This window comes from Flavobacterium sp. K5-23 (assembly GCF_023278045.1).
Lineage (GTDB): Bacteria > Bacteroidota > Bacteroidia > Flavobacteriales > Flavobacteriaceae > Flavobacterium.
Genome location: NZ_CP056783.1, coordinates 262,900 through 289,138, shown reverse-complemented (window position 1 = coordinate 289,138; position 26,239 = coordinate 262,900). Strand labels below are relative to the sequence as shown.

General features: G+C 33.2%; 18 protein-coding genes and 2 tRNA genes. 5 read left to right on the top strand and 15 right to left on the bottom strand.

All coding sequences use genetic code 11. The annotated features are described in order from the left end of the window. Positions 1-20: 20 nt before the first annotated feature. Both FLAK523_RS01330 and FLAK523_RS01325 read right to left on the bottom strand, forming a co-directional pair. On the bottom strand, positions 21-1,208 hold the full coding sequence (locus tag FLAK523_RS01330; protein ID WP_248905709.1) for a pyridoxal phosphate-dependent aminotransferase: 1,188 nt from the start codon (positions 1,206-1,208) through the stop codon (positions 21-23). Positions 1,209-1,278: 70 nt separating this feature from the next. Then, positions 1,279-2,376, bottom strand: a complete 1,098-nt coding sequence (locus FLAK523_RS01325) for an acyl-CoA desaturase (protein WP_248905707.1) — start codon at positions 2,374-2,376, stop codon at positions 1,279-1,281. Between the two features lie 115 nt (positions 2,377-2,491). Between FLAK523_RS01325 and rsmG the strand changes: the two genes are divergently transcribed. Then, positions 2,492-3,121: a 16S rRNA (guanine(527)-N(7))-methyltransferase RsmG gene (gene rsmG / locus FLAK523_RS01320; protein WP_248905705.1), complete on the top strand. Its 630-nt coding sequence runs from the start codon at positions 2,492-2,494 to the stop codon at positions 3,119-3,121. Between the two features lie 166 nt (positions 3,122-3,287). Here the strand turns inward: rsmG and pruA are convergent, their stop codons facing one another. The 3 genes from pruA to FLAK523_RS01305 form a co-directional block, all read right to left on the bottom strand. Beyond that, positions 3,288-4,916: an L-glutamate gamma-semialdehyde dehydrogenase gene (pruA, locus tag FLAK523_RS01315; RefSeq protein WP_248905703.1), complete on the bottom strand. Its 1,629-nt coding sequence runs from the start codon at positions 4,914-4,916 to the stop codon at positions 3,288-3,290. A 434-nt stretch (positions 4,917-5,350) separates the two neighbouring features. Next, positions 5,351-5,737, bottom strand: a complete 387-nt coding sequence (apaG, locus tag FLAK523_RS01310) for a Co2+/Mg2+ efflux protein ApaG (protein WP_248905701.1) — start codon at positions 5,735-5,737, stop codon at positions 5,351-5,353. A gap of 79 nt (positions 5,738-5,816) precedes the next feature. Beyond that, positions 5,817-7,085 carry a DUF5103 domain-containing protein gene (locus FLAK523_RS01305; protein ID WP_248905698.1) on the bottom strand — a complete coding sequence of 423 codons (1,269 nt, stop codon included), beginning with the start codon at positions 7,083-7,085 and terminating at the stop codon, positions 5,817-5,819. Between the two features lie 181 nt (positions 7,086-7,266). On the opposite strand from FLAK523_RS01305, the gene FLAK523_RS01300 reads away from it, so the two are divergent. Then, positions 7,267-10,080, top strand: coding sequence for a pitrilysin family protein (locus tag FLAK523_RS01300; protein WP_248905696.1), 2,814 nt, complete (start codon positions 7,267-7,269; stop codon positions 10,078-10,080). Positions 10,081-10,153: 73 nt separating this feature from the next. Here the strand turns inward: FLAK523_RS01300 and FLAK523_RS01295 are convergent, their stop codons facing one another. The 10 genes from FLAK523_RS01295 to FLAK523_RS01250 all read right to left on the bottom strand — a co-directional run bounded on the left by FLAK523_RS01295 (position 10,154) and on the right by FLAK523_RS01250 (position 24,521). Then, a complete protein-coding gene (locus FLAK523_RS01295; protein ID WP_248905694.1) occupies positions 10,154-10,918 on the bottom strand; it encodes a class I SAM-dependent methyltransferase in 765 nt (254 codons plus the stop codon). Continuing rightward, positions 10,918-11,736, bottom strand: a complete 819-nt coding sequence (map, locus tag FLAK523_RS01290) for a type I methionyl aminopeptidase (protein WP_248905693.1) — start codon at positions 11,734-11,736, stop codon at positions 10,918-10,920. Before map ends, FLAK523_RS01295 begins: the two co-directional genes overlap by 1 nt. Positions 11,737-11,943: 207 nt before the next feature. Then, positions 11,944-12,522, bottom strand: a complete 579-nt coding sequence (locus tag FLAK523_RS01285) for a thioredoxin family protein (protein WP_248905691.1) — start codon at positions 12,520-12,522, stop codon at positions 11,944-11,946. A 111-nt stretch (positions 12,523-12,633) separates the two neighbouring features. Then, positions 12,634-14,052: a TolC family protein gene (locus FLAK523_RS01280; protein WP_248905683.1), complete on the bottom strand. Its 1,419-nt coding sequence runs from the start codon at positions 14,050-14,052 to the stop codon at positions 12,634-12,636. Further along, positions 14,052-15,401: an HlyD family secretion protein gene (locus FLAK523_RS01275; RefSeq protein WP_248905681.1), complete on the bottom strand. Its 1,350-nt coding sequence runs from the start codon at positions 15,399-15,401 to the stop codon at positions 14,052-14,054. Before FLAK523_RS01275 ends, FLAK523_RS01280 begins: the two co-directional genes overlap by 1 nt. Before the next feature lie 3 nt (positions 15,402-15,404). After that, positions 15,405-17,066: a peptidase domain-containing ABC transporter gene (locus FLAK523_RS01270; RefSeq protein WP_248905679.1), complete on the bottom strand. Its 1,662-nt coding sequence runs from the start codon at positions 17,064-17,066 to the stop codon at positions 15,405-15,407. 7 nt (positions 17,067-17,073) lie between these two features. Beyond that, positions 17,074-17,748, bottom strand: coding sequence for a TetR/AcrR family transcriptional regulator (locus tag FLAK523_RS01265; protein WP_248905668.1), 675 nt, complete (start codon positions 17,746-17,748; stop codon positions 17,074-17,076). 125 nt (positions 17,749-17,873) lie between these two features. Beyond that, positions 17,874-19,391, bottom strand: coding sequence for a 2,3-bisphosphoglycerate-independent phosphoglycerate mutase (gpmI, locus tag FLAK523_RS01260; protein WP_248905666.1), 1,518 nt, complete (start codon positions 19,389-19,391; stop codon positions 17,874-17,876). A gap of 139 nt (positions 19,392-19,530) precedes the next feature. After that, complete coding sequence (locus FLAK523_RS01255; RefSeq protein WP_248905664.1) at positions 19,531-21,948, bottom strand: DUF5916 domain-containing protein; 2,418 nt, start codon at positions 21,946-21,948, stop codon at positions 19,531-19,533. 176 nt (positions 21,949-22,124) lie between these two features. Further along, entirely contained in the window at positions 22,125-24,521 is a 2,397-nt protein-coding gene (locus FLAK523_RS01250) for a DUF5916 domain-containing protein (RefSeq protein ID WP_248905663.1), read from the bottom strand. Between the two features lie 188 nt (positions 24,522-24,709). On the opposite strand from FLAK523_RS01250, the gene FLAK523_RS01245 reads away from it, so the two are divergent. The 3 genes from FLAK523_RS01245 (at position 24,710) to FLAK523_RS01235 (ending at position 26,238) form a co-directional block, all read left to right on the top strand. Further along, positions 24,710-25,432: a murein L,D-transpeptidase catalytic domain family protein gene (locus FLAK523_RS01245; protein WP_248905661.1), complete on the top strand. Its 723-nt coding sequence runs from the start codon at positions 24,710-24,712 to the stop codon at positions 25,430-25,432. Between the two features lie 495 nt (positions 25,433-25,927). Next, positions 25,928-26,000, top strand: a tRNA-Gly gene (locus tag FLAK523_RS01240). A 165-nt stretch (positions 26,001-26,165) separates the two neighbouring features. Continuing rightward, positions 26,166-26,238, top strand: a tRNA-Gly gene (locus tag FLAK523_RS01235). Position 26,239: the final 1 nt, after the last annotated feature.

Below are 26,239 nucleotides of genomic sequence, written 5' to 3'. Positions count from 1 at the left end.
GTTGACTTTAGGAGTTTCGACTATAGTGCCAAAGCGTCTTTGATTCTTTTTAGTGCTTCTGTTAGTAAATCTTCGCTGGTTGCGTAAGAGAAACGGATACAGTTTGGATTTCCAAAAGCGTCACCTGTTACGGTTGCAACACAAGCTTCGGCCAAAAGGTACATTGAAACGTCGTTTGCATTGTTGATTTCAGTTCCTTTTAATGTTTTTCCGAAGAAAGAAGAAACGTCTGGGAATACGTAAAAGGCTCCTTCTGGAACGTTGATTTTTACTCCAGGGATTTCTTTTAATAATCCTACAACTAAATCTCTACGACTGTGGAATGCTTTTACCATGTGGTTTAAAACACTTGGGTCAGCATCTACAGCTGTAATAGTTGCACGTTGAGCAATACTGTTTGCTCCAGAAGTTACTTGACCTTGAATTTTCACACACGCCTTAGCGATGAATTCCGGTGCTCCAATGTAACCAATTCTCCATCCTGTCATAGCGAAAGCTTTAGCAACTCCGTTTACAGTGATGGTTTTTTCTAGCATTCCCGGGATAGATGCAATACTGCAAAAAGTTCCAGAGAAATTAATGTGTTCGTAGATTTCGTCAGAAACTACATAGATGTTTGGGTATTTTTCTAACACTTTTGCAAGTGCAGTCAACTCTTCTCTGTTGTATACCGATCCACTTGGGTTACAAGGAGAACTGAACCACATCATTTTTGTTTTTGGTGTGATGGCTGCTTCTAGTTGTTCCGGAGTGATTTTGAAATCAGTATCAATAGAAGTAGGAACTTCTACTGGAACTCCTCCAGATAGTTTTACGATTTCAAAATAAGATACCCAGTAAGGTGCTGGTAAAATTACTTCGTCACCATCGTTTAGCATTACTTGCGCAATGTTGTATAAGGATTGTTTTGCTCCTGTTGAAACCACAATTTGAGATGGTTTGTAATCAAGATCATTGTCTCTTTTAAATTTGCGGCAAATGGCTTCTCTCAATTCAGGATATCCTTCTACTGGAGAATACGTACTGTAGTTTTCGTCAATGGCACGTTTCGCTGCTTCTTTGATGAAGTCAGGCGTATTAAAGTCTGGTTCTCCTAAGCTTAAGCTAATAATATCTTTTCCTTGTGCTTTTAATTCTCTGGCTAATGCAGCCATTGCTAATGTTTGTGAAGTCGCAAGATTGTTAATTCTGTCAGAAAGTGGATTCATTTTATTATGGTTGTAGTTAGTTCTATTTTATGAATGAAATATTTCTTTTCACTAGTTTGTTTTAAGCGAATTAAGCTGATAAAGCAGGGTTCTTTCCTAAATCTTTTAAATGCTTCATATGAGCAATTAAAGCACTTGCCATTGTTTTGTATTCGAAATAAGGTAAATCACATTCTTTAGCAGTTTGCTTAACGAAATTTGCAATTTTTCCATAATGAATATGGCTTATGTTTGGGTAAAGATGGTGTTCGATTTGGTGATTTAATCCACCAGTATAATAGTTAAGCAACCAGCTTTTTGGAGCGAAATTAGTCGTGGTGTATAATTGGTGAATTGCCCAAGTATTATCCATTTCGTTTAACTCATTTGGTGTAGGATTTTCGGTTTCTTCAACAACGTGAGCTAATTGAAATACTAGACTTAAAATTAGTCCTGCTGTGTAATGCATTATAAAAAATCCAATCAATACTTTCCACCATGTAATAAATAACATAGGGAGAACTAACCAAAAAGTAAAGTAAACAATTTTTGAAATTGCTAAACCTACCCATAGATTTGTAGGATTTGGAGTTCCTCCATAAGAAAGTTTTCTTTTTAGATACGCTCCCATTTGCTTGAAATCAGTAGTTAAGCACCAGTTGATGGTTAATAAGCCATATGCAAAAATGGCGTAATACTGTTGGAATTTATGAAATTTACTCCACTCAGCATGCTTTGTAAAACGTATAATTCTTCCAGCATCAAGATCTTCATCATGTCCTGGGATATTTGTGTAAGTGTGGTGTAATACATTGTGTTGAACTTGCCAGTTGTAAACATTACCTGCAAGAATATAGATGCTTCCACCCATGATTTTGTTTAACCAAGGTTTAGAAGAATAGGAACCGTGATTTCCATCGTGCATCACGTTCATACCCACTCCAGCCATTCCAACGCCAATAACAAAGCTTAAAACAAGGTGTAGCCAAAAAGGAATGTCAGTATAGATTAGTAAAAAGAAATACGGTGCTAAGAACAGCGTAAACATAATTGCGGTTTTCAAATGCAATCTCCAGTTTCCTGTTTTTTTAAGATTGTTTTCTTTGAAATAATCGTTTACACGGGAGTTTAATGTTTTAAAAAACTTTACAGCGTCGTGTCTTGGAAAAATAGGAGCATTCGTGTTCATAGAGATTCTAAAATTGTAATAAGTTCCAAAGATAATTATTATAAATTTTCAATTTGCAAAATTGAGTTAAATATTTCAAATGTAAAATGAGTACTTTTGTTAAAAAAATAGATTGATGGACGAGATTCTTAAGTATTTTCCTAATTTAACTGATATTCAAAAAGAGCAATTCGCAAAATTGGATTCTTTATATCACGAATGGAACGAAAAAATAAATGTAATATCTAGAAAAGACATTGATGCTTTGTACACGAAGCACATCTTACATTCTTTGGGTATAGCTAAAATTATAAAATTTGAACCAGGAACTTATGTTTTGGACGTAGGTACTGGTGGTGGGTTTCCAGGGATTCCATTAGCGATTCTTTTTCCGGAAACTCGGTTTTTTTTAATTGATGTTATTGCTAAAAAAATAAAAGTGGTTCAGGCTGTCGCCGAAGCATTAGAGTTGAAAAATGTTAAAGCAGAGCAATTAAGGGCTGAAAATGTAAAAGGAGATTTCGATTTTATCGTGAGTCGTGCCGTGACCAATATGCCTGATTTTGTTTCTTGGATAAAAAATAAAATCAAAAAGCAACAGAAACACGAATTGAAAAATGGTATTCTATATTTAAAAGGTGGAGACCTAACAGAAGAGCTGGCAGATTTCCCAAAAGCCACTCAATACGATCTAGCTGATTTCTTTGAAGATGAATTTTTTGAAACGAAGAAAGTGGTGCATGTGCCGTTGAAGTTTGTGGTATAGTCAAAGTGTCTTAAAGTCTAAAGTCTTCAAGTCGAACGATGGACAGCATATAAAAATATAAAGTAAAAAGCCGAATCTAAATTTTTAGATTCGGCTTTTTTTATGGTTTCATAAGTGCCAAAGCTTTACAACTTTGGCACTCAGATACTTTGCATCTTAGAAAAAATTATTCTCCCAAAAACGGGTATCTGTAATTTTCTGGAGTAACAAATGTTTCTTTGATTGTTCTAGGAGAAGCCCAACGCAATAAGTTCAATGGTGAACCTGCTTTGTCATTAGTTCCTGAAGCTCTAGCACCTCCAAAAGGTTGTTGTCCTACAACAGCTCCTGTTGGTTTATCATTGATATAGAAGTTACCTGCAGCGTTTTGTAATTTTACTGTAGCTACTTCAATCGCATAACGGTCAGTACTGAAAACAGCCCCTGTTAATGCATATTCAGATGTTGCGTCAACTAATTCTAATGTTTCTTCCCATTTCGCATCTTCGTAAACGAAAATTGTCATTACAGGTCCGAATAATTCGGTTTCCATTGTAGAATAATGTGGGTTTGTAGTAACGATTACTGTAGGCTCAATAAAATATCCAACTGATTTATCGTAGTTTCCACCAACAATAATTTCAGCATCAGTGTCTTTTTTAGCTTGGTCAATAAAACTTGCTAATTTGTCAAATGAACCTTCATGTATTACTGCAGTGATAAAGTTACCAAAATCTTCTGGCGAACCCATTTTCATAGATTTAACATCAGTGATTACTTGTTCTTTTACCGCTGGCCATAAACTTTGAGGGATATAAGCTCTAGATGCAGCCGAACATTTTTGCCCTTGGAATTCGAAAGCTCCACGAACAATACCTGTTGCTACTTGTTTTGGGTTAGCGCTAGGATGTGCAATGATAAAATCTTTACCACCTGTTTCTCCTACGATTCTTGGGTATGTTTTGTAATGGTGAATGTTAGTTCCAATTTTTGCCCAGATGTCTTTGAAAACGTGAGTTGAACCTGTGAAATGCAATCCAGAAAAATCACGGCTTGCAAGTACTGTATCAGTTACCATTAAAGCATCTCCAAAAACTACATTGATAACTCCATCAGGAACTCCAGCTTCTTTGAAAACTTCGATAATTATTTGTGCCGAGAATACTTGGCTGTCACTTGGTTTCCAAATCACAACGTTACCCATCATTGCAGCACTAGCTGGAAGATTAGCCGCAATCGCTGTAAAGTTAAAAGGGGTAATCGCATATACAAATCCTTCAAGAGGTCTGTATTCTAAACGATTCCACATATCTGAAGTAGATGTAGGTTGGTCTCCGTATATTTGAGTCATGAATTCTACGTTGAAACGTAAAAAGTCAATTAGTTCACAAGAAGCATCAATTTCTGCTTGGTGAATATTTTTAGATTGCGCAATCATTGTTGCTGCATTAATTCTAGCTCTGTATGGTCCTGCTATAAGCTCAGCTGCTTTTAAGAAAATAGCCGCACGTTGTTCCCAAGCCATGTTAGCCCATGCAGTTCTTGATTCTAATGCATTTGCAATTGCTTTCTCAACATGTGATTTTTCAGCAAGATGGTACGTTCCTACGATATGTTTGTGGTCGTGAGGAGCCGACATTGTTTTTGTGTTTCCAGTTCTAATTTCTTCGCTTCCAATATATAAAGGAACGTCAATTTTAGAATTCCACATTTTAGTATAAGCTGCTTGTACGGCTGCTTTTTCAGGTGAATTTGGTGCATACCCTTTTACTGGTTCGTTTACCGCTTTTGGTACATGAAAAAATCCTTTTAGCATAATATTGTAATTTGTTAATCTGTTAGAAAACAGATAAGATTAGACATTCAAAAATAAATAGTCGCACTAAATGTTGCTAATAATTTATTATTCAACAAAAGTACAAAGGATAACTTGAAAATTATTGTTTTTTTAGCTTAAATTAAAGTCAAATGTTTTATTTAACGAGAACATTTAAGTTATAATTATGATTTAGCTTGTGTTTTATAAAAAAAAACGGAGCTATGATAGTTTGGTTTTTGTTATTTGAGTTTATAATTTCAATTTAATGTTTAAGTAGTTAGCGCTCTATGCGTTAGTCATATTTGATAATAATGAAACACATTTGCCAAAGTGAATCCCAAAAGTGTAGTTGTAATTAGTTTAAACAAGAAAATTTAACTCGATTAGGAGATTTTATGGAAAATTTAAAATAGTGGTTGAATATTAGTAAATTAATTCAATGCAAAAGGAGCGCACAACCTAAATGTAGGCACAAAGACTTTAAAGTTTTTAGTGCTCGTGAAATTAATCATATTGAAATGACCTTTCATTGATCCGTAAGGAGATGATAATAAACAACCTGAACTGTATGTATGGTGTTCTCCAGGTTTTAAAACCGGTTTTTTACCTATGACTCCTTCTCCGTCAACCACTTCGATATCATTAAGAGAATCGAAAATTTCCCAATGACGGGAGATTAACTGAACAGAATCTTTACTATGGTTTTCAATTGTAATTTGATAACTAAAGGCAAAATGAATCTTATAGTTCTTGAAATACGTGCCTTCAAAACTAGTCAAAACGGATATTTTTATGCCTCTTGTTATTTGTGAAACCATATCAAATTGATAAATATGTGTTTATTTACAACAAAACTACAAAATTTTGAATGGGTTTGGCTGTTTTTAACTTAATATTTTAATTTATGATATTTAGCGAATTGGAATTTCCTTTCCCAATAACCCTGTCATACCGACCTGTGTTTTCTCTATAATATACCAGAACGGTATAGTCATTTTCGGTTTGATAAAAATTACCGTCTATTGCATTTTCATAGTCGATTTTTCCTTTATTATCCGAAATCAGGTACTGAAAATTAGTAAAGCCCTGTTTAATTAATATGGCTTTTTCATAAATCCCTTTCTTTGCATTAAACTCCATTTTATATTCAGGCAAAAGGCTATAGTTGTTAAACATTCCCGTTATATAAATGTCTTTGTTTAACCTAAATGTAGGTGCGGAAAGGCTAAAGTAAACCCAAGCATAATCCGCTTCGGTTTCACTGTTTGAAGAATTAAAATTACGAATTAAAAAATTGCCGTTAATATCTTCTGTAATTGAATATGGAAAGTTAGCTCTCGCATTATTAGTGTATAAAAGCGAATTGTATACTTCGCTACTATAATCCACACGGGATATATTATTATTAGCGGCTCTGATGTCTTTATTTTCAAAATACAAATACTCATTTCCGGCCCAAAATTGAGTTTCAGTGTCGTATTTGTAAATTAAATCATTTCCTATAGTGTATTGTGGAACCACGTTTTTTATGGCATTATAAAATTGTCCGTTTTGAAGTAAAACCACTTTGACGTTTTTCAAAGCGTTTTGAAAATTGATTGTTTTTGATTTTATGGAAAATTCGAGATTGTGTTTGTACTCGAGATTGTTAACCGTTCTAGCCCTTTTAATTTGTAACGGGACGGTGGCTAAATCTTCATAAAGGATGAATTTCCTAGTAAAAACAATTTCTCTGTCATTGTTGAGAACTTTCAGTATATAATTCCCGCTGATGCGAAGGGACTGTGTTTGTTGATTAGGAATTGACAAAACATAGTGTGAATAAATCTGTAAGGTATTGAATGAATTGGTGTAATTCTGAATTCTTTGATTATCGAAACCTAGAAGATATTCGTTTTTGGGTATTTCTGAATGTACCCAATTGTAATCACAATGAATAATTTCGTAATAATAATCGGCTTCATTTCCATACAAATCATCAAACTGTAATTGAAAACCACTTCCTAAAGGGTAAATAGGAATGGTGTTTTGATTATTTTGAACGAAAGAAATAGTTTTGATGTTAAAAGGTGGAGCGACTTCATTTTCTATTTGGGCATAAGAAAAATGAGCCGAAAGCAGAAAAAGAAAGAAGAGGAATATATTGAAACAGGATTTAGATGTCATATTTACGCATTGTTTTGTAAGGCCTTGTAAAGATAATGATTACACTTCATTTATAGAAGTTTACTTTTTTTAATATTATTTGGAATCATTCTTTGTGAGTAAATTCTGTTAATTATTTTGTAATAATAGGGAATAATTAAAGTAATCTGTTTAGATTTACCCAAAAAACAAACCAATTTTTATGAAACAACTTAGTAAAATAGCTTTAGGGCTATTATTATTTCCAGTTTCAATTTTCGCACAGGAAATTGATTATTCTAAAGCAATCCCTTTTGATTCGACTGTTAAAACAGGAAAGTTAAAAAACGGATTAACTTATTACATCAAGAAAAATGCCAAACCAGAGAATAAAGTTACTTTACGACTGGTTGTTAACGCAGGATCTATCCTTGAGAGTAATGAACAACAAGGATTAGCTCACTTTATGGAGCATATGTGTTTTAATGGAACTAAACGTTTCCCAAAAAACAAATTAGTTGATTACCTACAAAGTATCGGTGTGAAATTCGGGCAGCATTTAAACGCTTATACCAGTTTTGATGAGACCGTATATTTTTTACCTATTCCTTCAGACAGTCCAGAGAAATTAGAAAACGGTTTCAATATTATTGAAGACTGGGCTTTCAATGCTGATTTAACGCCTCAAGAAATCGATAAAGAAAGAGGAGTTGTTCTTGAAGAGTACCGTATTGGTCTTGGTGCCGATAAGAGAATGATGGGCAGATATTTGCCGAAAATGATGCATAACTCACACTATGCGGATCGTTTACCAATTGGTAAAAAAGAGATTTTAGAAAATTTCACTCACGATAAACTAGTTAGTTACTATAAAGATTGGTATCGTCCAAACTTGATGAGTGTAATCGTTGTTGGGGATATTGATGTTGCAGCAATGGAACAAAAAATCATAGCGCATTTTGATAAATATCAAAATCCTAAAAATGAGAAAACACGTTTGGTATATGAAGTGCCTAACCATAAAGAAACTTTTGTCGCAATAGAGAGTGATAAAGAGGCATCATCTACACGAATTCAGTTAGTGTATAAAGATTATGGAACACCAACGGCTAAAATCACAATAGGTGATTACAAAGCGGATTTAGTGGAAGGATTGTTTACAACCGTACTTAATAACAGATTAGGCGAATTGACAAATTCACCAACACCCCCTTTTACTTTTGGATATTCTTATCACGGTGGAACATTTGCAAGAACTAAAGAAGCGTATCAGTCGTTTGCAATGGTTCAGGAAGACAAACAAATTTCTGCTTTGAAAGTGTTAGTAACTGAAAACGAAAGAGCGAAGAAATTCGGTTTTACCCAAAGCGAGTTAGACAGAGCAAAAGCGGAATATTTTGCACAGTATGAAAAAGCTTTTAACGATAGAGATAAAACAAATTCCGATAATTTTGTTGGTGAATACCAGTCTAATTTCTTAAAGAACAGTCCTGCTCCTGGAATAGAATGGGAATTTGCAATGATAAAACAAATACTTCCGAAAATTGAATTAAAAGAAGTTAATGAATTTATCAAAGGATTTGTAAAAGAAGACAACAGAGTTGTGGTTATCACTGCCCCAGAAAAAGAAGGGTTGAAAAAAGTAACAGAACAGGAAGTTTTAGATGCTTTAAACGTTAATTCAGATGATGTTATTGCCTATAAAGAATCGGAAGCTGTAACAGGATTATTGCGAAATGAAATAAAATCTGGAAGTGTAATAAAGAAAGAAAACAATGCTAAATTAGGTACAACTACATTAGTTTTATCTAATGGTGTCAAGGTTACTTATAAGAAAACAGATTTCAAAAATGATGAAGTGCTTATGGAAGCAATCAGTTTTGGAGGTACAAATATGTATTCAAATGACGATATTAAAAAAGTTCAATTTGCTAATGGAGCTTTAACTCAAGCTGGATTTTCAGGATTAAAACTGAATGACATCAATAAGTTTATGTCTGGTAAAATTGCTAATGCAAGTCCATATATTGGGACAACTACTGAAGGATTTAGAGGGAATAGTACTCCTAAGGATTTAGAATATTTATTTCAAACGGTTCACGCTTATTTTACTGATTTGAATTTAGATAAAGACGCTTTTGAAGGGTATAAACAAAAGCAAGCTGCTTTCTTTGATAATTTAGCGTCACAACCAAATTACTTCTTCCAACAAGAATTTTACACTTATTTGAATAAAGAGAATCCAAGATTTAATGGGATTTTTCCAAATAAGAAAAGTTGGGAAACGACTGATTATGAATTAGCATATTCTAAATACAAAGAACGTTTTGCAAATGCAGGAGATTTTGAATTCTATTTTGTAGGGAATGTTGATGACAAAGCAATCGAAGATTTTTCTGTAAAATACCTTGCTTCATTACCAGCTTCAGCTAAGAGAGAAAAAGCGGTTGATTTAGGTTATAGAATGTTGAAAGGAGATATTAAGAAAGTAGTTAATAAAGGTACAGATCCAAAAAGTAATGTAACAATTATGTATTATGGTGACGCTGCTTATTCAGCAAAAGACGCTTTCTCAATGCAAGCTTTAGGAGAAGTTTTAACCATTAAACTAATCGAAGAATTAAGAGAAAATGAAAGTGGTGTTTATGGTGTAAGTGCAAGAGGAAGTATGAATAAAGTGCCAAACGGAGCTTTTAATTTCACGATTGGTTTCCCTTGTGGTCCAGAAAATGCTGAAAAGTTAATTGCTTCTGCAATGAAAGAATTACAGAAAATAATTGACAACGGTCCTGAGGAAAAAGATGTTGTTAAATTTAAAGAAGGGGAGTTACTTGACTATAAAAAAGATATTAAAGAGAATAGATATTGGTTAAGTAATTTTTCAAAATCTTTTGTTAATGGTTCTAATGCTGAAGAAGTACTTAAAACCGAAGAACAAATTAATAATATTACAGCAAAGGATATTCAAAATATTGCGAAAAAATATCTTACTAAAGATAAAGTTATCGGAATGTTGATGCCGGAGAATATAAAATAAATTGTTGGTTTATTAAATTGAAAGCCCGCTAAACTTTTGTTTAGCGGGCTTTTGTATTTTAGAGTGTAAGATATTATTTAAAACAAACTGGAATAATTTCTCCTTTTGCTAGGCAATATTTCTCCACTAATTCAGGAGCAATTTTATTAGTATAGTCCTCTTCGATAACCTTAAATCCTATAGATCTTAATTTGTCAAAATAATCCCTTCCATAAATACGTACGTGGTCGTATTGACCAAAGATTTTGGCACGTTCTTTTTGATCTGTAATTGTATCATCAGCAAAAGTTGTTGCTCTTGATAATTCTTGCGGAATTTGTAATATAGCCATTCCACCTGGTTTCAACACACGATATAATTCTTGCATCGCTTTAGTGTCATCAGGAATATGTTCTAATACGTGATTACATAATATTACGTCGTATTGATTATCCTCAAAAGGCAAATCACAAATATCAGCTTTCACATCGGCGAGAGGTGAAAACAAATCGGTTGTTGTGTAATCCAGATTCTTCTGGTTTCCAAACAATTTGTAGAAAGCCTGTTCTGGTGCAAAATGCAAGACTTTTTTTGGAGCTGTAAAGAAATCGGTTTTGTCATTCAAGTACAACCATAACAAACGGTGTCTTTCAAGAGAAAGGGTACTTGGAGATAAAACGTTATTTCTTTGTGTCCCGTAACCGTAAGGCAAAAACATTTTAAAACTTTTCCCGTCGATAGGGTCAGTAAATTTGTCTCCTTTTAAAGCTAAAGCTAAAACAGGTCGAGCCACATAACTTAAACGAATAAGAATTGGACGAGGGATGGTGTTGAGTACGAGTTTGAAAAGTTTTTTCATTACAATACTAAAGGAATTTTTCTAAATTCATCTTCTTCATTACTCACTATTCCTAATGCTTGATATACATAAGCAAAAGTGGATAAAATTTCCGGTTTTCCGTCAATAATAGCTACGTCATGCTCGAAATGTGCACTTGGTTTTCCATCAGCTGTGGTGATTGTCCAACCGTCTTTATGTTGTTTAATGTTTTTTGTACCCATGTTAATCATCGGTTCGATGGCAACTACCATTCCTTCGATAAAAAGTTTTCCTCGTCCACGTTTTCCGTAATTTGGCATTTCTGGATCTTCGTGCATTTTTTGACCTAATCCGTGTCCTACTAATTCACGTACCACACCATAACCATGAGATTCAGTATATTTTTGAATGGCATTACCAACATCTTCCACGCGGTTTCCCAATTTGAATTCTCGGATTCCTACGTAAAGGGATTCTTTGGTAATTTGTAATAATTTTTTAGTTTCAGGAGCTACTTCGCCAATCTCGAAAGAATACGCGTGATCTCCATGATATCCATTTTTGAATGCACCACAGTCAACAGAAATTACATCTCCACTTTCAAGAGGAGTGTTATTTGGTATTCCATGTACCACTTGTGAATTTGGACTCATACATAATGAGTTTGGAAAATCATACAAGCCTAGGAAACTAGGAACAGCCCCGTGATCACGAATGAACTCTTCAGCTAGTTTGTCTAAATATAAAGTGGTGACTCCTTCTTTTATTTCAGAAGCAATCATTCCTAATGTTTTCGATACTATTAATGCACTTTCGCGCATTAATTCTATTTCCTCGCGGTTTTTTGGAATAATCATGATATTTAATTTCAGCTGCAAAAATACAACTTTCTATTGGAAATTCTTTAATAGAAATAGTACAATGAGATTTGTCTAGTTTACATAACTTAAAGATGAGTAAATTTATTCATCTCGATTATCAATAAATGATTGAGAAATCGTATTATGAAAGGATAAATGATTAATTGTAAATAAAACAAAAGCTCCAAATTGGAGCTTTTATTTTTACTTTTCGTAAGAGTGTTTATAAGGTTGTCCAGAAACAATCTTTAAAAGGTCTTTTTCTAATGATTCTTTTGGAAGTTCTACGATTCGGTTGATTTCAATTTCGTTTTTGTAAAAAATAAATGTAGGTACATTGGTAATGTTTAAACCTGCTTCCAGATGATCTGTGGTGGTCTTATTCCGGTCAACGGTAACCAATGTTACTTTATCTTCATCAAAATTAATTTGTTTTAGTATTTGATAAAAATGAGGGACTTGGTTTTGACTGTCTTCACACCAAGTCCCCATAAAAATTTTTATTTGAATACCATCGGTTGCGTTTTTTAATGCGGCAATAGTTTCTGAATTTGGGGAATAATTTTCAAAACCTGGAGTAAACCAACTATTAAATGGCGTCTGTTGTAAGTCGCTCATTGATTTTTTACCTATTAACATATTTTCTGTTGGTTTTACTTCTGGACTTTTATCAGGTTCAGAAGCGATTTCTGTATTTGGTGAAATTACTGTGGTTTGAATTTGTTGATTTGTTTTACAACTCATAAACATCAAAGTCAAACAGAATGCTATTATTTTTTTCATCTTCTAAAAATTACTGAATTAACCAATATCGATTCGTAAACAAGGGTTTTTAAATTCCCATTAAACCCAAAACATATTATTTGGATTGCTAAAGTACGATTTTTCAATTATTTAATCAGGATTGGCCATAATTTTAAAAAGCTCCGAATTTGAGATGTAAAATCGGTTTTCTAAAACGATGGAAGCGAGTTGAGCACTGACTAAATTATTCTCTCGAGTGTTAATTAAAAACAACGAACTTTCGCCAAAAGAAAATAAGCGTTCCTCAGAGAGTAACATCGTCGCGTTGTCCTTTACTAATCCTTTTATTATGTTTTTTTGTTTTTGCAGAGATTGAATTTCTATTTTTTGAGCATTTATTTTATTCGAAAGTTGGACTTTTTCCAGACTCAATATAAACTCTGTTTCTTGAATTTTATATTTTGCTAATTTTAAACTTCCCCGTTCTTTCCTTAAAAATAAAGGGAAATAAAAATTCAAACCTATTTTATAATCTTCAAATTGATAGTTGTCAATATAGCTTGGTTCGGCTAAATACGAATAACCAACATCAATTTTGGGCAACAACATATTAGCTTTTAGTTTCTTCTCGACAGTCAAAATGTCGATTTTACTTTCTAAAGCATTAATTTTTGGGTGATTGTTTATTGAGAATTCATTATCTAATAAATCATTAGTTTTTAAGGTCTCTTGAATGGTGAATTCTAATTGTGATTCAGGAGTAATTTCGTCCGATAGCTCTAATGGGATTGTGTTATCCAGCCAAAGGAAATTAGATAATTCTAATTTTGATTTGGTTAGTTTTAGTTGTGAATCTTCCAAGCTTAGAAGTCGATTTTTTACAATAATCCCAGCTTCGATACTATCAATTGCAGGTTTGTCTCCTGCTTTTATAAGGGACCTTATTCCGTTAAAACGAATTTGTGCATTGCTGCTATAAGTTTCATATAGTTTTACTTCATTGAAGTTTTTCTTCCAATTAAAATAAGCAACAGAGGCATCATATAAAACAGCAATTGCTTGTAGTTTTCGTTCAGCCTGACTCAGTTGCATTTGAATTTTTGCCTTGCGTACATCAGCCATTCTTTGGTTGATGAATAAACCTTGTCCTAACGGAATGCTAATTCCTAAAGATGTTAATCCTTGGTTCGGCACTGTGTTTTCAGGATTCAAATAAACACCTTCATTGTTGTCAAAACCCGCTTTTATTTCGATTCCATACCAAGTAGGAATTTTAAAACTGCTGTTTAGTATCGAATAGTATTCTTTGTTTTTAAACTGTTTTTCCTTAAAGTCAACTTCAATTTTTGGGTCAAACCCACCACGAGCCATCATCAAGTTGGCTTGTGCTTTATTGATTTCTAAATTGGCGTTTTTAACTAATGGATGGTATTTTTTTACATAACCAAGATACTCATTATAAGTAAACTCTTTGGATGTGTTATCTAGCAATACTTGTGTACTATTGTTTGGTTCTTGTCCAAAAACAGCATACCCAAGCAGCAGTAAAATAAAAAGTAACTGTTTCATTATTTTTTCTCTTTATCAATTATTGATGTCGATTTGTAATAATTTGGTGGAAAACCATTTAAGACTCTCCATACTTCGAACCAAATAGGCACGGTGTCAAGCAGAGCGATTGTTTCTGCTCCAGACCCTATGCTAATCTTTTTTGGCCAAGCGGCCTCTGTTTTATCAGGAGCAATTAGTATTCGATATTTACCGTTGTCACTAATGAAATTTTCGATAGCAACAATCTCACCTCCAAAAGTTCCATAAGACATATCAGGCCATCCTGAGAATACGATGGTAGGCCATCCATCAAACCAAACACGTACTTTTTCTCCTCTGTTGATCAAAGGCAAATCGATTGGGTCAACATAGGTTTCTACTGCAATGTCATATTGTGCTGGCATAATGCTCACTATAGGAGTTCCTTCTTTTACAGTTTGGCCTATTCCTGCTTGTAAAACTCTATTTACATACCCGCTTTGTGGTGCTTTTATGTAGTACATACCGTTTCGAATGCTGTAATTTGCATATTGATTCTCTAGTTTGTTAACCTGAGCTTCAGTATCAAATTGATTGCTCAAAGCAGTGTATTGGTCGCTTTGTGCTTTGGATACTTTTTCAGAATATTCCGCTGTAATTCTATTGATTTCTACTTTAGCATTGATATATTCATTTTTACTGGATAGAAATTTATTCTCTTGAGTGATGATTTTAGCATCAACTTCTTGAAGCTTTAATCTTTTGTCCTCTACATCAGTCAACGGTTTTAACCCTTCATTGTTCAATTGAACTGAACGATTAAATTGAGTGTTTGCAATCTTAAGCTGTGTTTTTACAGCAACTAGATCCATACTATCACTTTTTATTTTTAAAAGCGACTGTTGTATCTTGTTTTGTGCTTGCTCTAATTTTAATCCTTTTTCGCTTTCTATAAAATGAATTTGACTTGATAGCGTATTCACTTTTGAACCGTAGGAATCTAAGGATGATTTTTTAGCGTTTAGCTGATTTTTAGTATTGGCTACTAAATTAGGATCCATATAATCCTCTTTAATTTCCGAAATGAAAAGAATAGTGTCCCCTTCATTCACGAAATCCCCTTCCTGAACATACCATTTTTCTATTCGACCAGAAATAACGCTTTGTATTGACTGTGGTCTTTGATTAGGTTTCAAGGTAGTCACTGCACCAGAACCGGAAATGTTTTGTGTCCAAGGTAGGAACAGAACTAGAATTCCTAAAACACAAACTGTTACTATGATTTTATTCAACATTCTTGAACTTGAACGTAGGCTCAAATTCCTAATTGTTTCAAACTTCTGTAAATCCTGAATGTTTGTTTTGTTATTGTCAGATATGTTTAGCATCTCTTATGATTTTTTTGTGTCTTGAGTAATAAGTCCATTATGCATAATGATTTCCCTGCTGCATTTAGTTTTCCAATAGGGGTTTTTTGAAGACACAATTATTGTCCAATTATTTTCTTTAGCTGTAATGAAATCAATAATTTCATTTGCCACTTTTTCATCCATAGTATCCGTTGGGTCTTCATAGAAAAGAATTTTTGGTTTATGGATTATACTTCGAGCTAACAGTATTTTTTGAGCATTTGAGGATGACAATTGTCTTCCTTCCGGGAATATATGTGTATCTAAACTTTTAGGTAAAGTTTTAATTACAGATGTTAATTGTACCCCGTCAATCGCCCATTTCAAATCTTCTTGGCTGATGTTTTTATCATTAAAGGTTATGTTTTCAAGGTAAGATCCCTCAAAAGGGGATTCTCCGTAAATGATACTCCCTATTTGAGAACGGTATTGTTTTAAATCTATCTTTTTAAAAGTGTCATCATTAATGAAAAATGTACCTGAAGTAGGTTTTAATAGTCCTGATAGTAGTCGAATTAGAGTCGTTTTTCCTGAGCCATTTTCACCATTAATTACAATTTTTTCTCCTTGTTCTATTTTTAATGAAACGGCACTTAAAATAGTGTTTTTGGAATCAGGGAATTTGAATCTAAGGTTGTCAGTTTCCAATGTAATATCAGAGTAACAAGTGGAGATTTCGCTGTCAAACTCTTCTTCTAAACTCAAATCGGCAACCTGACCAATTTTTTCAACAGCAGTCAATACGTCATAAAAAGTTTCCAGACCAAGAATGATTTTTTCAACTGAGTTAATCACTAATAAGATGATAATTTCGGCAGCGACAAACTGCCCAATATTCATTTGTTGTGATACTACAAGATATCCGCCTATAGAAAGTAAACTTGCAGTGATAATTACTTTAAAGATGATTAGCTGTGTAAACTGTCTTTTAATAACATTGAAATGTTTTTCTCTGTAAATAAGATAATCGCTTACAATTTGGTCGTTTTTTTGAAGTCCAAAATCAAAGTTGATTTGGCTTCTAAAACTGAAATTATTTCTTGCCATTTCTTGTAGCCATCTTGCCACTTTGTATTTAAATTTGGATTCTTTTAAACTAGTTTCTAAACCCGTTTTATAAGAAAGTTTAAATATAAAATATAGCAGAATAATCAGCATAATACCAAACACAATAAAATAAGGATGGTACAACGACAATAGGATAACCCCAAAAATAATCTGAAGTAATGCCGCCGAAAAATCAATCAATAACTTTGAAGTTCCTTTTTGAATGGTCATCGTGTCAAAAAAACGGTTGGCTAATTCTGGTGGATACGTATTATATAATTCCTCAAATTTAATTTTAGGCAATCTCGCTGCAAATTCAAATGAAGATCTAACAAAGATTTTTTGTTGTAGATTCTCTGTTATTCTCAATTGCATCAGCGAAAGTATACCTACAAGCGCAACTCCTAATACAACAAGTATTATTAGGACTATCCAAGAAACACTAACTCTCCCAGACTGAATGAAGTTAATAATGGCTTGAATTCCTAAAGGAAGGGACAAACTGACTAATCCAGCAAATATGGCATAAAAGAAAAGCTGTGTAACATCTTTTTTATCAAGTTCTAATAGATTGTAAAATCTTTTTAATGGAGTCATTGTGTGTTTATTTTTTTAAAACTGTTATAATAAGATTGATGTAAAAATCAGTTGGACTTACGTGTTCGTCACAATTAGTGATGGTTTTCAAGTGGTCTCTTAAAAAATGTTGATGAAGTGATCCTTCAATAATAGTGGAAGCAAGGCTTTTTGCAAATGGATATTCAGGGTTTACTTCGGTTATCAATTTGACAATTCTATTAATAACTCTTTTGTATATTAAAAAATAACCTTCTTTGTTTTCTTCATCTACTTCTTTTGTGTGGAACGTTTTAGTATACTCTGAAATAATTATTTTATTTAAAACCGCTTCGTTAATGTGTGCCGTGGCTTTGTCATCTACAATTTTTTCTGTCACAACGGTTATTGCTTTTTTTAATTTTTCGAAGGAATCATCAACGTTGGTAGTCGCAAAAAACAATTTGTATTCAATCCAACTCCAATACCACGAAGAAAGATACAATAATAATTTATGCTTGTTTTCGAAATAGCGGTAGATGGAACTCTCGTTTGAATTAATTTTTGTTCCTAATTTTTTAAATGTAAAATTGTCAAATCCTATCTCCTCCATCAGAAGAATACTTTCTTGGATAATTTTCCGTCCTAATGCTGAGGTTTCCGGATCTTTTACATAGATCTTTTCGTTTACTTGTATTTTGATGGTTGAAAATATATCCTTCATTCTTAATTGTATTTTGCGCAAAAATAATAGTAATACTATCAAAAACAAAGTTTTTAACTTTTAATTACAAAAAAAGACTATTCGATTAGAATAGCCTTTTAGAAATTGTATTGTGAATTTTTGCCTTACAACAAAGAATGTTGTGTCATTACAGCGGGTTTTTCAATCCCCATTAATTCTAATATAGTAGGGGCAATGTCGCCTAGAACTCCGTCGTGCACTTCTTTCAATTCTTTATCAACTAAGATAAAAGGAACGGGATTAGTGGTGTGAGCTGTATTTGGGCTTCCGTCAGGATTAATCATTGTTTCGCAGTTACCGTGATCAGCAATTACAAGAATGGTATAGTCGTGTGCTAAAGCAGTTGTAATCACTTTTTCGACACATTTGTCTACCGCTTCGCAGGCTTTTATTGCAGCTTCCATAATTCCGGTATGGCCTACCATATCGCCATTGGCAAAATTTAGACATACAAAATCCACATCTCCTTTTTCTAATTCTGGAATTAAAGCAGCTGTTAGTTCAAAGGCACTCATCTCCGGTTGTAAATCATAAGTTGCAACTTTTGGAGAGTTCTTTAGAATTCGGCTTTCGCCAATAAAAGGCTCTTCTCTTCCACCTGAAAAGAAAAAAGTAACATGAGGGTATTTTTCGGTTTCTGCAATTCGGATTTGTTTTTTGTTCGCTTTTTCTAAAACCTCACCCAACGTTTCCGTGATGTTGTCTTTGTTATAAACGACTTTTACATTTTTATAGGTTTCGTCATAATTGGTCAGCGTAACATAATACAAATTAAGTTTGTGCATGTTTTGCTCGTGAAAATCCTGTTGTGATAATGCTTCAGTTAATTCTCGTCCTCTGTCAGTTCTGAAATTGAAAAAAATAACAACATCATCGTCTTGTATTGTGGCTAGAGGTTTGTCATTTTCGTCAACCATTAAAATAGGGTTGATGAATTCGTCAGTCACATGGTCTTTATAACTTTCTTTTATGGTTGCAACTGCATCTTTAGAATGTGTTCCTTGTCCGTTTACCAATAAGTCGTAGGCTAGTTTTACCCTTTCCCATCTTTTATCACGATCCATGGCGTAATAACGGCCTATTATTGAAGCGATTTTTACTGAAGTGTTTTCGATGTAATTTTCTAAATCCTGGATGTATTTTTTACCTGATTTGGGATCCACGTCTCGGCCATCTGTGAAAGCGTGCACGAATACATCTTGCAATCCATAATCTTGGGTTGCATCAATTAATCCGCGTAAATGAGAGGTGTGGGAGTGAACACCACCGTCAGAAACTAATCCTAAAAAATGAACTTTTTTATGATTGTCTTTAGCATATTGAAAAACATCTTTAAGAACTTGTTCCTGTGCCAAAGTTTTATTGGCTACAGCCAAATTAATTTTGGCTAAATCCTGATACACAATTCTTCCTGCACCCAGATTCATATGTCCCACTTCGGAATTTCCCATTTGTCCTTCAGGCAATCCTACATGTAAGCCATCAGTACGAAGTTGGGCACTAGGGTAATTTTTATATAAACTGTTTATGAACGGAACGTTTGCATTGTCGATTGCTGATATCTTCGGGTCAGGAGATTTTCCCCAACCGTCTAAAATCATTAGTATTACTTTTTTGGTCATTAGTTTTTATTTTATGCAAAGATAAAGCATTTTCAAAATCTTCACTCTTGAGTAAGACACTATTGTAAATTCGAAAAATAAGACGGATAAAAAGTAAAGATTTAATACTGACGAGTAGTTTTTATTAAAATTAATGCATTTATAAAATATTTTTTATCGAATTATAATCAATATAATAACGTACACTGACAGATAAAACATGACTTAAAGCTTCATTATTCAATAAATTAGTGACTTTCTTTCCAAAATCTTTATTGATTTCACGTTCAAAGTTGGCTGCATTATTACGATATAATATGGAAATTTGACTACCAGGAGCAAACCACCAGGAATAGGATAAATCCAGATTCCAAGAGTTGAAATTTTGATTCTTATTTCGATTATATCCTGTAAAATCAGTTAGTTTACCATTTTGTTCAAGAGACAGGAAATTCTTGTTTTCGGCATACGACCAATAATGGCGTATAGAAAGGTCAAAATTCATCTTGCTACTAATAGAATATTTTCCTGAAAGGGAGTTAGAATAAGTAGCTACATTACGGTTACCAAAAATAATAGTAGCTGGTGTAGCACTATTTAGGTCTTCATCGAATAAATCCACAAATCCACGATTGTTATTTTTTCTTTCAATATCCAGATTGTAACTAAGGGAAAATTTGTCGTTAAAACGGTATCGAGGTCCTATGGATAAACCGAAAGTGCTTCTGTCTTTCTCGTTAAATATAGCGATAGATGGATTTATATCAAAAGCAAATTTGTTGTTGTAGTTAGAAGAAATATACAACCAAGCACTTACTCTTTCAGGAAGAATAACGAATCTATTGTTAACTCTAGGCTCATAATAGTCATACGATTCAAGGAAATTAGTATTTACTCCAAACCCGTAATTATGATTTTTTTTGTTGCCTATATTTACATTTAAATTGATATTGTTTCCTTGTAGTTTTCCCGTTTCTTTTTGAAATTGGGTGTACATGTTATAACCAATCCTAAAACTGTTAAAGTGTTTTGTAGGGTTCAATATTCGATAGCTTGCATTCCCGTAAAGGCTATAATAATTTGTTTCAAAATTAATTCCCAAATCATTGTTGTCATAATCTTTGGTTACTAGTTCACCTCCAAGACTATATCTATATTTTCCGCTAGTTTCTGCAAAATTCAATGAAGATGAGGTCCCTTTTTTATCTTCGATATCATTTATATAACTGTATTTTAAATTTCCTGAAAGATTATAAGTGTTCTTTAAAGTATTTAAATCCCAGACTAATGCTGATACATTCCCATCACGAAAACTTCCGTTTCTGGTTACATTAGTGTTTACAAAACTAACGGAGGAGTTTTTACGAAACCGTTGATCCAAAACCAAGACATTATAATTTGATAACGGTTCGACTTCTTCTCTTCTTGTTGATTGAGTATTGTTGTTTGTAATGGTTGCAAAAGTTCTTTCGGTAACCGCATTAAGGATCCCTATTCCTAATCCATTTTTAGTTCTTCCAGATATTTTTAAAGCATTCAGTAGATTTACACTTGATGGATTATCTGTAGCTTTTTCATCATTCCCTATAGTAGGATATGTACTTGGTCTTCCGCCAATTCTTCGTGAATACAGTAAATTACCTTTACTGAATAGATCGATTCCTTCAGTAAAAAACGGTCTGTTTTCGTTAAATTGTTGCTCGAACGGGCCCAGATTCAATATTTGATTATCAAATTTTGTTTGTCCAAAATCAGGTATTAAAATGGCATCAAGGGTAAAAGCATCGTTAATACCGTACTTAATATCTAATCCTCCCTTTAAAGTTCCAGTTGTTTTTTGTTTAGAATTTGAATTTACATAGAAAGAGGAATAGGGCAAAAGGAATAGTCGAGTAGGTGTCTTGATGTTTTCAATACCTTCTAGAATTCCGTTTTGTTGAGTAAAAGTCCCGATTTTTGAATCAATGAAATTCCATGAATATTTTTGACGGTCTCTTCTTATTTCCCTAAAAAAGTTTAAACCCCAAGTTTGCTTTTTTTCATCAGAAAAACGCAAAGCGGCATAGGGAATTCGCATTTCGAGAGCCCAGCCAAAATCAGTTAGTATGGCTTTGCTTTTCCATACTGCATCCCAGGAATAATCCTCTCCTGAAGAATCAGTTGAGATGCAATCTGCTTGCCCGTCTGATGCTGAAACAAAAAATTGAAAGTTTTGTTGACCATCATTATAACCATTAATGAAAACCCCGAAAAAATCAGATGTACCAAAATCATCTCGTTTAGTGATTTCTTTCAAGATTTTACTGGGTTCGTTATCGTACATTAATGCGGCAATATATATCGCGTCATTGTCGTATAAAACTCTTACTTCTGTCCTTTTGTTTTCTGGGATTGGCTTTCCATTGTCAGGTTGAAACATAATAAAATCGGTTGCGATTGGTGCCGTTTTCCATATTTCTTCATCTAATTTTCCGTCAATGTTGATGTTGTCAGAAATAAATTTAGTGGGTAAGGTTTTTTTTTGGCTGTAGCCAAAAAAAGACAATAGAAGTGCATTAATAAAAAGGATTCTTTTCATTTGATTGTTTTGATTGATGCGTAATTAATGTCCCCAAAGAGTTTAGTCATTTGGGTATATGAATAGTCATCAATTTGAAACAGATGTTACAGGTTTTTCTTAAATATGGGAAAATATTAACATTTCAGATTCATCACTATTATTGATTAGAAGTGTTTTCATACTATTTTGAATTGCTAGAATTTATTTTTCACAGTATTATAATCTATAAAGTAACGCAGACTTATTGAAAAGATACTGGTAAGATCGGAGTTGAAAACGTTTTTTAGATTTGTAGAAAGGTTTCTTTCGACTTGGTTAGACCTTTCTAGCCCATAATTACGGTACAAAACAGAGATTTGACTACCAGGGGCAAACCACCACGAATAGGATAAATCAAAATTCCAAGAGTTGAAGTTTCTGTTTTTGTTTAAAGAATAACTATTGTTTTCAACTAGATAACCATCGTCCTGTAAATTGTAGTATTCTAAATTATCAGAATAAGACCAATAATAACGAGCAGTAAGATTTAAAGTCATTTTATTGTTTATAGCATATTTTCCGGTAAAATCATTTTGTAAAATCTCTCTGTTTCTTTTTCCAATAATAATGTCTGAATTTTCAAAACCTACCCATCCGATATCATTGTTTTTACGAGTGTAATCTAACACGTAGAACAAAGACAATTTATCATTAACCCTATATTTTGGTCCTAATGCAATCCCGTAAGTAATTCTTTTGTCTTGGTCAAACAATGTGAAACTTGGGGTGAAATCAAAAGTAAATGCGCTGTTACGGTTAAATTCTGTACCAAAATAAGAGGAGATTTTTCTTGGAATCTGCAGATACCTTCCAGCCACTCGAGGTTCGTAAAAGTCGAAAGTTTCAAAAGGGGTAATTACTAAAGCAAATTCAAAATAATGATTGTTTAATGTTGTTGCTTTTAAAGTAGTTTTATGCCAAGCTTCTTGGGATTTCCCTGTAGTGTTTTGAATTTCAAAATTTAATTCTTGCTCGAATTTAAAAGTGTTGAAATATTTTGTTGGGTTCACTATACGGTAGCTTCCTTTGGCGTAAGCATTGTGGTAATTGGTGTAAAAAATAATTCCTAAGTCATTGACGTCATAATTTTCGGAAATGTATTTGCCAGAAAGGGCGTACCTGTATTGACCGCTTGTTTTGGCAAAGTTTAACGATGTTTTAAAACCATTATAATCTTCAATGTCATTTATTGTGCTGTATTTGAAATCCCCGTATAAATTATAGGAGTTTGCTTTAGTGCTTAAATCAAAAAGTAAAGCTGAAACATTAGCGTCTCTAAAACTACCGTTACGAGTGACGTTAGTATTTACAAAAGATACTGATGAGTTTTGATTGAATCGTTGATCAAAGACCATTACGTTGTAATTGGTTAAGGGCTCTATTACTTCTTCACGGGTTTCATTAGTAAGGTTATTTAGGATAGTCGCTTTTGTTCTCTCGGTAACTGCATTTAAAAACCCAATTCCCAATCCTTTTTCAGTTCTGCCCGATATTTTTACTGCATTTAACAAATCTACAGTACTTGGATATTCAGTTATTTCTTCATCATCAGACACTTCAGGGACGCTACTGGGTGCGCCACCAATTCTTCTGGAATAAAATAAATTCCCTATGTTGAATAAATTAGTTCCTTCTGTAAAAAAAGGCCTGTTTTCATCAAACCTTTGTTCGAAAGGTTCTAGGTTTAATATAGCATTGTCAAATTTTGTTTGGCCAAAATCAGGAACCAGTATTGCGTCTAAAGTAAAGGAGTCGTTAATCCCATATTTAATGTCTAATCCTCCTTTGAATGTTTTATCGGAGTCGCTATCATTTTTTTGATAATAAAAAGAGGTGTAAGGAATGAAGAAAAGACGGGTTGATGTTTTTATATTTTCAATTCCTTCAAGTGTCCCCGCTTGAGTAATTACGGCACCAATTTTTGTATCCACATGATTCCAAGTGTATTTTTGAACGTCGCGTTTTATTTCTCGCATAAAATTCAATCCCCAGGTTTGTTTTTGGGCATTAGAAAATCGCAAAGCGGCATAAGGGATTTTCATCTCTACCACCCATCCAAAATCAGTTATGGAAACTTCACTGTCCCAAATGGCATCCCATACAAAATCTTCATTATCTTCTGTCGCTAAACAGTCCATTTGAACTCCAGCAGCACTTACATAAAATCTAAAATCTTGCTGACCATCATTAAATCCATTTATAGAAACCGAAAAATGATCAGATACTCCAAAAACATCACGATTAGTTATTTCTTTTTGAATTTTATCAGGTTCATTGTCGTATAATATTGCCATTATATAGATGGCATCATTATCATATAATACTTTTACTTCTGTTTTTTTATCTTTGCTAATAGGTTTGCCATTATCCGGTTCAAACATGATGAAATCAGTGGCGATTTCCGTGTTTTCTTTCCAGGCAGCCTCATTCATTTTCCCGTCAATGCTTATATTCTGTGTAGTAGATTTCGCTATAAGGTTCTTTTTTTGACTATATGCATTGAAATTGTTGAAAACAAACAATATTAATAAAGAATAGTAGAATTTTTGCATGAATTGAGAATGTTATGGAGCAAAAATAATATAATTAATAGTATAAGCAAATTTTTAAAGGCATTTAATGTCGTAATAGGATTACAAATAGCCTATTTTGTCTCTGTTTCGCAATTTTGATTTTTATAAACCTATTGTTTTTTATATATTTGACTATTCGACTAAACAACGTAACACATACAAAATCAATGCATTATAAATTATTTCCCGCCTTTTTATTTTTGTTATTTTCACTTTCTCAAACTAAAGCATCTTTTTATAACACAAAGAGTACCAGTTCAAAAGAATTGGCTGTAAAAACTGTTGTAACTATAGATGATGAAGTTGAGGCCGTTTATAACGACTTACATTCTAATCAATATGCTTTACCTAAATTGGAAAGTTTTTCTCAGGCTTTGAAGAGTTTTTATACTCTAAAAGAAAAAGGATTGGTTACAAAAGATATTTTGACATTAGTTGACTTTAGTTTGTCTTCGAATACTAAAAGACTTTGGGTAATTGATTTAACGACTAATACTATTTTATATAATTCACTTGTTGCTCATGGTAGAAATACCGGAGAGGAATTTGCAAATAGTTTTTCTAATTCAAATGAGTCTTTCAAAAGCAGCTTAGGACTTTATGTTACTGGAGAGACTTATAACGGGAAACATGGTATGTCATTGCGTTTAGATGGCTTGGAGAAAGGGGTAAATGATCATGCTAGGGCAAGAGGTGTTGTAATGCATGCCGCTAATTATGTTTCTGGGTCTTTCATTAAAAACAATAAAAGATTAGGGAGAAGTTTAGGTTGTCCCGCAATTCCAGAAGAATTAAAAGAAGAAATTATCAATACGATAAAGGGTAAATCATGTTTGTTTATCTATCATCAATCGAGAGATGTTAAAACAGATTCTGAGTTGGTTTCTTAATTGTTTAGATAAAGCAGTAATGTGATCTGCTATAAAGATTAGTTTTTTTAAACCAGACGATCTCATAATAAAAGGTATGCCTCTTTAATGAAGTATACCTTTTTTTTACTTTGTAAGGGCTCAGTAAATTTTCTAGATGCATTCTTTAGACCTATTTTAATGGTTGTGCTTATGGTCTGTTTTTTTATTTTCGAAACCGTATTGCACTAAGCCGATGTAATATTTGAAATGTAGTTGTTATACAGGCAATTTTATTTTCATGAACTCTGGAGTTTACTGCATATGAACTGTTTTTATTGTAAGAAATTATTTAATTCATTCGCTTTTTATTTAAATTATTTTTTGAAGTAAATGAGGGGTTAAGGATTTATAAATAAAATGTTTACGGGTAATATAGAATAGGGTTAAGCCAACAGGAATAGGTTTTTTAAATCTTTTTTCTAAAATAAATTTGTTTTAAAGTAACTTTATTATCTATATTTGCACCACGGTAATGCGAAAGTAGCTCAGTTGGTAGAGCTCCAGCCTTCCAAGCTGGTTGTCGCGAGTTCGAGCCTCGTCTTTCGCTCTAAATCCTCAAATTTTAATTTGAGGATTTTATTTTTCTTTAGTAAAGTATGTTGAGGATACGGAAGTTTTAATTTGCGTATCTGATAAATTTGAATCAGAAAAAATAATTTAAATAAAATTTGCATTTAAGTAAATTAAATACTTATATTTGCAGCCTGTTAATGCGAAAGTAGCTCAGTTGGTAGAGCTCCAGCCTTCCAAGCTGGTTGTCGCGAGTTCGAGCCTCGTCTTTCGCTC